This is a genomic window from Natronococcus sp. A-GB7, assembly GCF_029688865.1.
Classification (GTDB): Archaea; Halobacteriota; Halobacteria; order Halobacteriales; family Natrialbaceae; genus Natronococcus.
In genome coordinates, this window is record NZ_JARUKV010000016.1 from 103,863 (window position 1) to 110,288 (window position 6,426).

Consider the following 6,426-nt stretch of genomic DNA (forward strand, 5'->3'; position numbering starts at 1 on the left):
TCGCGACCCGGGTGTCGGTACATCGTCACAGCAATCCGTATCAGTCCTCGAGAAGTTCCCGGTAGAGCCGACCGAACGCCTGACGGCGAAGCGTCGCGACGGCAGCCTCCTCCTCGTCCTGAAAGGTCGCCGCGACGGCCTCGTCGGTCGGCCCGGCATGCCAGACGACGCGATCGACGCGCTCGTGGCCGACCTCGGTCACCTCGCCGTCGTAGCCCTCGCGCCACTCCTCGTACTCCTCGCGAGAGCCGATCCGAACCTCGAGTAAGCTCGCGAACAGCGCGTCGCGCGCGCTCTCGACGACGTCACCGTTGACGCGCTCGTCGTACTCCTCGCGGTCGAACGCCATCGCCTTCGCGACCTCGCGGACGACCGTCTGTGCCGCCGGGCCGACCGATTCGTAGCGCTCGCGTGCTTCCGCGGCCGACTCGAACGTGAACGTTCCCGTCGTCTCCATACGAGGATCCTCGCGGGTCCGGCAGTTACGCGTTTTCGTTTCCGTTCTCGGGCTCCGCCTCCTCGTCTGACCCGCCGTCCGCGTTCCCGGCCATCTGCTCGGTCAGCTCTCGGGCCTCCCGGAGCACCTGTTCGGCCTCGTCCGTCATCGAGCCGCGACCCGGCTGACGGCTCTGGCGGGCGAGGTCCCCCTCGAGCCCGCCCGGTCGGCCGTGGTCGGCGTGATCGTGATCGTCGAACTCGGGCGTCTCGACGGTCTCGGCGTGCTCGCTGACGATCTCACCGAGTTCCGCTGGAGTACAGTCGCCCCAGTTCGGGGCGTGGTCCTCGAGCCAGGCTTCGTGATCGGGCCGTCCCAGCGAGGCGGTGACGGCGAGGTGGTTCGCGAGGTGGACGGCGTCGGCCTCCTCGGTCTCACAGACCGGACAGCGATATCCCATACTCGGCGGTAGGGTCGTCGGTCCTAAAACCTCCCCGCTCCCGACGGCAGATCACTCGAGCTTTCGAACCATCACGATCGCGTCTTCGTCGTCGTAGTAACCCGGTACTCGCCGGAGCGGTTCGAAACCGAACTTTCGGTAGAGCCGTTTGGCCGCGTCGTTGGACTCCCGGACCTCGAGTTTGATCGAGTCGGCACCGTGGGAGAGGAGGACGGCGACGATACGCGACAATAACGCGGAGCCGACGCCACTTCCCCGCCGCTCCGGATGGACCGCGATGTCCTTGATGTGGCCGCGGTTGCGGCCGTACTGACGGTTCACGTCGGCGACGACGTACCCCGCTACCGCGCCGAGAGAGTCGACGGCGACCAGGAACCCGGGTTCGTCGAGAAAGCGCTCGAACGCGTCGTAGGGCCAGGGCTGGGGAAACGACTCTCGCTCGATACGAACGACCGCGAGCAGATCCGCACGCTCCGCGGGTCGAATCGAGCACTCCTCGTCGGGGGCCGGGGCCGACGTGGTCACACTCGGTCTACCCCCTCGAGTACCAAAAGCCCTCCCGCTCAGATCCGCTCGAGGCGATCGACCTCTTCGTCGGACCAGTCGTAGAACCGCCTGTCGGTCTCCTCGAGTGCCTCGATGCACTCGTTGTGTCGGCGACGGGCGTCGTCGACGAGCGGATCGTCCGGGTTGGCCCGGATCCACTCCCGGAGCTCCGCCAGCGCCTTCGGCGAGTAGGTGTCCATCCGATCCTGATGCTCGAGGATCTCGACCTTGCGGCCCTCCTGGCGCATCGTTCGGACGAGCGACCAGGTCGCCAGACCCCAGAACGCCGCCAGCGTGAAGACGAGCATTCCGATGACTTCGGCGGTCAGCACCATCAGTCGTCACCTCCGGTCACGTCCGTAGTGTCGGGACCGCCGCCGCGGCCCTCGAGAACCGACATGATTCCGTAGCCGATGATCGGGAACAGCACGATGACGAGCATCCCGCCGATCATCTCCGGCGAGCCGAAGTCCTCCCAAGCGAAGTAGGCCATGATGAAGATCATCACCGCCGGGATAACGTACTTGATGACCGGGTCCCACCACTTGCCGACGTAGATCCCCGCGTTGCGGTTGACCGCCAGCAGGCGGAGCCGCTCCGGGCCGAGGACCCACCCGATGACGCCGATGATAGCCAGTGTCGCGAGCGGGAGTCCCCAGTTGCCGAAGACGAAATCGAGGTAGTCGAGGATGTCAGCGGAGTATGCACTCGGGATGCCGAGCAGCCAGATTAGCCCGCAGACCCCGAGAACCGTCTGTTTCCGGCTAAATTTCGTTTCCTCGGTGAGCGTCGTGACACTGACCTCGGTGATGACGACCCCCGACGTGAAGGTCGCGAGGAAGAACCCGACGAAAAACAGGATCGCGACGAGCCCACCCAGCGGAATTTCCGGAAAGACCTGGACGAGCGAGACGAAGGCGAGTCCCGCGCCGGCGTCGGGTTCGACGCCGACCGCGAAGACGACGGGAAAGATCGCCAGCGCCGCGAGGATACCGATGCTCGACTCGCCGATCGCGGTGAAGACGCCGCCACCGAGGGGGACGTCGTCGTACTCCCGCAGGTAGCTCCCGACGGTCAGAGCGATTCCCCAGCCCAGTCCCGTCGAGAACAGCGCCTGGCCGAGCGCGGCGATCCACGTCGAGCCCTCGAACAGGTACTCCCACTGGATGCTGAACGTGAAGGCGATCCCCTCGCTCGCACCCGGGAGGGTAAGTCCGCGAACCGTCATGATCACGAGCGTGATCACGAGCGCCGGCACGGCGTAGACGACGAGCTGTTCGACGCCGCGCCGGATTCCCAACAGGAGGACCGCCGCGACCGAAGCCATGACGGCGGTGTGGAGTCCGATCATCAGCGCCGGGTTCGCGAAGAACGCCTCCATGAACGGCTCGGCTTCGAACCCGGTTGCCGTAAACGTGAACAACAGTGAGTGGACCGCGTAGTACAGCGTCCACCCGATCAACGGCGAGTAGTACGACATCAGCGCGATGTTGACCAGTAGGACGATCACTCCGAGCCCGACCAACCCGCCGCGACCGAGGACGTCGCGGAACGCGCCGATGATCCCCTTGTTCGTGTATCGTCCGAGCGCGACCTCCGCCATCAGCCCCGGTACTGCCAGCAGGAACAACAGGACGAGGAAGGCGAGAACGAACGCACCCCCGCCGTTTTCGCCCATTACGTACGGAAACCGCCAGATGTTCCCGGCGCCGACCATGGCGCCGATCATCGCCATCAGGAAGCCGAACCGTGTCCCCCACTCCGCTCGAGCCGTCTTGGCGTCTGCCATGTTGTGTTCCTCCGCAGGAGTCTACCTCGAGCAGGACTATATGTGTTATGTGCCATCACGGGCCTGGGCAGGGGAGCGGGAAACAGCCACTCGGGACCGCTGTCTGTCGGAGATTCAGTCGCCCACCACCGGCGCGGAGCAGTTCACTCGTAACGAAGGATCGAAAGAATCATCGTGCCTACAGCACCCGTCGAACTCGAAAAGCGGTGGCCTCGGGAGGGCAACGCGCTACGCTTCGTCGTCTTCGTCGATCGACGTCTCGGGCTGTTCGTCTTCGGTCCCGCCGTACTGTGTCTCCTCGTCGGCCTCGTCCTCGGTGTCGTCGCTCATGACTGTTACTCCGCTGGAATCGCGTCCATCTCGAAGGATTCGGTCAACTCCGTCAGCTCGTCGAGGGCCTCCTGTTCCTCCCGGAGGTTCTCCTCGAGGAGGTCGGCCGCCTCGTCCATCCCGAGCTGATCCGCGAGCGGGATGAGGTTCCCGTAGGCCGCGATCTCGTAGTGTTCGGTCTTCTCCGCGGCGGCCATGCTGTGGTAGTCGAGTACCTCCTGGGAGGGATCCTCGGCGGTAAACTCCTCGTACTCCTGAATCAGACCCTTGATACCCTCACACTCCTCTTTCTCGGGTGGCTCGCCGAAGATCTCGAACACCTCCTCGAGGCGGTCGATCTGTTCCTCGGTCTCCTCGCGGTGCTCGGCGAACGCCGACGAGATCTCCTCGCGTTCGGTGTTCTCCTCGAGGTCCTCGAGCGCGTCAAGCAGTTCGTGCTCGGCATGGTAGATGTCCTCGAGACCGTGTTCGAACAGCTCCTGAATGGTTTCGACTGTCATCGTTCCGCCAGCGTCTCCGCCGGCCGAAAGAAAAAATCGACTCCCTGCGAGGGCAGGCGGTAGCCGAGCTCGCAGTCCGGCCGATCGACCGGGTCGAGGTGTGTGCACGCAGGTCCCGAAATCGAGTCGTCGTCGGCTCGAGATTCTCGTTCCGGTCCGGGTCGGCCAGTTTCTCGGCGACTCCACACTTATCGGCCAAATTCGCCTCCTCTCTGCCCCACACGTCGACCCGAGAAACCGGTTCTCCTGTCGCCTCTGGTGGGATCGGGGTCCGAACCGACGCCGATCCGGAGCGTCGGGGGTTCGAACGCGCGATTCAGCTCGAACACGTCGTTCGATCGCCACTAGCACCTCGTTGCCGGCGTCGGCCCGCCACGGGGCCAACCGTCGGACGGTCCGAGATAGCGGCACCATTGTCCGAGACGGGTGAGCACGGGTATCCTTTGCGGCTGAAGCGCCACTTATTCGTTCGGACTCCTAACAGTGATCCATGGCACACGCCCCGGACTGCAAACCGGAACCGATCGACGACGACGACGATTCGGACGATTCACATCTCGACGGAATCGAAGAGGGAGCCGGTTGCACAGAGATCTGGGAGCACCTCGCCGAAAAGCGAGACGAATGAGCAGCTGGTGCCGCCAAAGCCTCGTTCTTTTTGGTTTCACGGCCCGTCTACTTCCATATGACTGACGATCACCGTCAGAATCAGATCGGGGACGAAACCGACGACTCTATCGAGCCCGTCCCCACCGACCGGGAGTCACCGGTCGGCACACCCGTCATCCGGGGTGACGAGTCCGTCGCCGGACCGCACGCTCGAGAGGCCGTCCAGTTCGATCCCGACGATCCCGACCGCCTCGCCGACGCCGCCGAGACCGTTCGACAGTTCGCAAGCGGCGACACTAACGACGACCACCTCTACATGCTTCGCGGTGCCGCCGCCTGTGCCGCCCTCGTTCGCGGCGAGGGGTCGTACAAGGCCGCGGCCGAGCGGACCGGCGGAAACGCAACGGTCTCGTTCATCCGCAAGTGGGCCCGCGTCCACGATCTACCGCGGTCGGTCCGCAAGCAAGTCGCACTCGGTCGCATCGCGCCGACGGCAGCCAAACACATCGCCCGCGTCGAAGGGGAGGCTCGACTCCTCCTCGCCTGGGCTACGCTCGACGGCGACCTCACCGTTCGTGAGGTCCGCAGCGTCGCCAGCGCCGTCAACGACGGAACGCCGATCGAGTACGCGCTCAGAGAGTACGACGTCGAGCTCGGCCGAATCGAAGTCGCCCTCTCTCCGGACAGCTACCGGGACCTTCGACGCCGCGCATCGATCGAAGACGTCGATCCCGGTGAACTCGTCACGGCCGCGCTCGAGAAGTACTTCGACTAAGGCCTGCAGTATCACAAACCGAGAAAGAAACGTTTAACCGGTACTCGCCGATAGTACAGAACGGAGGGCCGGTAGCTCAGTTTGGCAGAGCGTCTGGCTTTTAACCAGACGGTCGCGTGTTCAAATCGCGCCCGGCCCGCTTCTGCGAGGAACAATTCGTGACGAGCAGAGCGGCCAGAGCGATTTGAACTAGATGAGTCGCAGCCCGTGAGTGAGCGCAGCGAGCGAGCTGGAACGTCTCGGCGTAGTTCATAATCGCGCCCGGCCCGCTTTCCTGTCGCAAACATCTCCATGAGCGACAGGCAACAAAAGCCCCATACGAGTTGAATAACAGAGTGACGCCGCCGCAACCGCGCGTTCGAAGCTCCACGGCGCCTTCTTGTCGGAACGCCCTCGAGAGCACTGCCGACAGGATTCGACTGCCAGTGGTGTGGCGATCCGAGTCTGATACGGATTGCTGTACCGATGTACCGGTGCAATCGCCGTCCGAGTCGCGGTTGCACCGGAACTGACCTACAGTAAACCGTACGAAACGGCTGTCTGCTCGAGATCGAGTGATCGCTCGGTGGGTTCGCAGCGTACGTGTGGCGATCACCACGCTCGAGAAGGATCTGTGAGTAACGACCCGTCCGTCCGCTGATCGGATCGCTCACTAGGTAGAAGCAAGCCAAGGGCCGGATTTGAACCGGCGGTGGGCGGCTCTGCAGGCCGCTGCGTTCGGCCGGACTCTGCCACCTTGGCGCGGTTCTCTGTTGTCACTGCGATCGTTTAAACATAGCGGTACGGACCGATCTCGAAGGGTGAACTCGAGCGTACCCTTCGTATTACTAACGGGAGACAACGGCAATAAAGTTCGACTGTATAAATGCGGAAAGCCCACACAGCGGTTGCTGTGTGGGCTGAAAGTCGAGTATGAGTGGTGGCGGCGAATCGGATTTCCCAGAGGCTCGCGCACTCCAGTACTCGCCGAAACGCAGGCGA

8 protein-coding genes and 2 tRNA genes are annotated in these 6,426 nt (G+C 63.8%); 3 read left to right on the plus strand and 7 right to left on the minus strand.

The window, feature by feature from the left end:
• Positions 1-40: 40 nt before the first annotated feature.
• The 6 genes from QA609_RS15335 to QA609_RS15360 all read right to left on the minus strand — a co-directional run bounded on the left by QA609_RS15335 (position 41) and on the right by QA609_RS15360 (position 4,061).
• The gene (locus QA609_RS15335) at positions 41-457 is read right to left on the minus strand and encodes a DUF5809 family protein (protein ID WP_278303479.1); all 417 of its coding nucleotides are present in this window, start codon (positions 455-457) and stop codon (positions 41-43) included.
• Between the two features lie 25 nt (positions 458-482).
• Positions 483-896 carry a DUF5810 domain-containing protein gene (locus QA609_RS15340; protein ID WP_278303480.1) on the minus strand — a complete coding sequence of 138 codons (414 nt, stop codon included), beginning with the start codon at positions 894-896 and terminating at the stop codon, positions 483-485.
• A gap of 51 nt (positions 897-947) precedes the next feature.
• Complete coding sequence (gene rimI / locus QA609_RS15345; protein ID WP_278303481.1) at positions 948-1,421, minus strand: ribosomal protein S18-alanine N-acetyltransferase; 474 nt, start codon at positions 1,419-1,421, stop codon at positions 948-950.
• 38 nt (positions 1,422-1,459) lie between these two features.
• On the minus strand, positions 1,460-1,777 hold the full coding sequence (locus QA609_RS15350) for a hypothetical protein (RefSeq protein WP_278303482.1): 318 nt from the start codon (positions 1,775-1,777) through the stop codon (positions 1,460-1,462).
• Positions 1,777-3,231 carry a sodium-dependent transporter gene (locus QA609_RS15355; protein ID WP_278303483.1) on the minus strand — a complete coding sequence of 485 codons (1,455 nt, stop codon included), beginning with the start codon at positions 3,229-3,231 and terminating at the stop codon, positions 1,777-1,779. Before QA609_RS15355 ends, QA609_RS15350 begins: the two co-directional genes overlap by 1 nt.
• Before the next feature lie 335 nt (positions 3,232-3,566).
• Entirely contained in the window at positions 3,567-4,061 is a 495-nt protein-coding gene (locus QA609_RS15360) for a DUF892 family protein (RefSeq protein WP_278303484.1), read from the minus strand.
• A gap of 490 nt (positions 4,062-4,551) precedes the next feature.
• Between QA609_RS15360 and QA609_RS15365 the strand changes: the two genes are divergently transcribed.
• The 3 genes from QA609_RS15365 (at position 4,552) to QA609_RS15375 (ending at position 5,584) form a co-directional block, all read left to right on the plus strand.
• On the plus strand, positions 4,552-4,689 hold the full coding sequence (locus QA609_RS15365; RefSeq protein ID WP_278303485.1) for a hypothetical protein: 138 nt from the start codon (positions 4,552-4,554) through the stop codon (positions 4,687-4,689).
• A 57-nt stretch (positions 4,690-4,746) separates the two neighbouring features.
• Entirely contained in the window at positions 4,747-5,445 is a 699-nt protein-coding gene (locus tag QA609_RS15370) for a hypothetical protein (protein WP_278303487.1), read from the plus strand.
• 65 nt (positions 5,446-5,510) lie between these two features.
• Positions 5,511-5,584 (plus strand) — tRNA-Lys (locus tag QA609_RS15375).
• A 526-nt stretch (positions 5,585-6,110) separates the two neighbouring features.
• On the opposite strand, the gene QA609_RS15380 is transcribed toward QA609_RS15375, so the two are convergent.
• Positions 6,111-6,186, minus strand: a tRNA-Cys gene (locus QA609_RS15380).
• Positions 6,187-6,426: the final 240 nt, after the last annotated feature.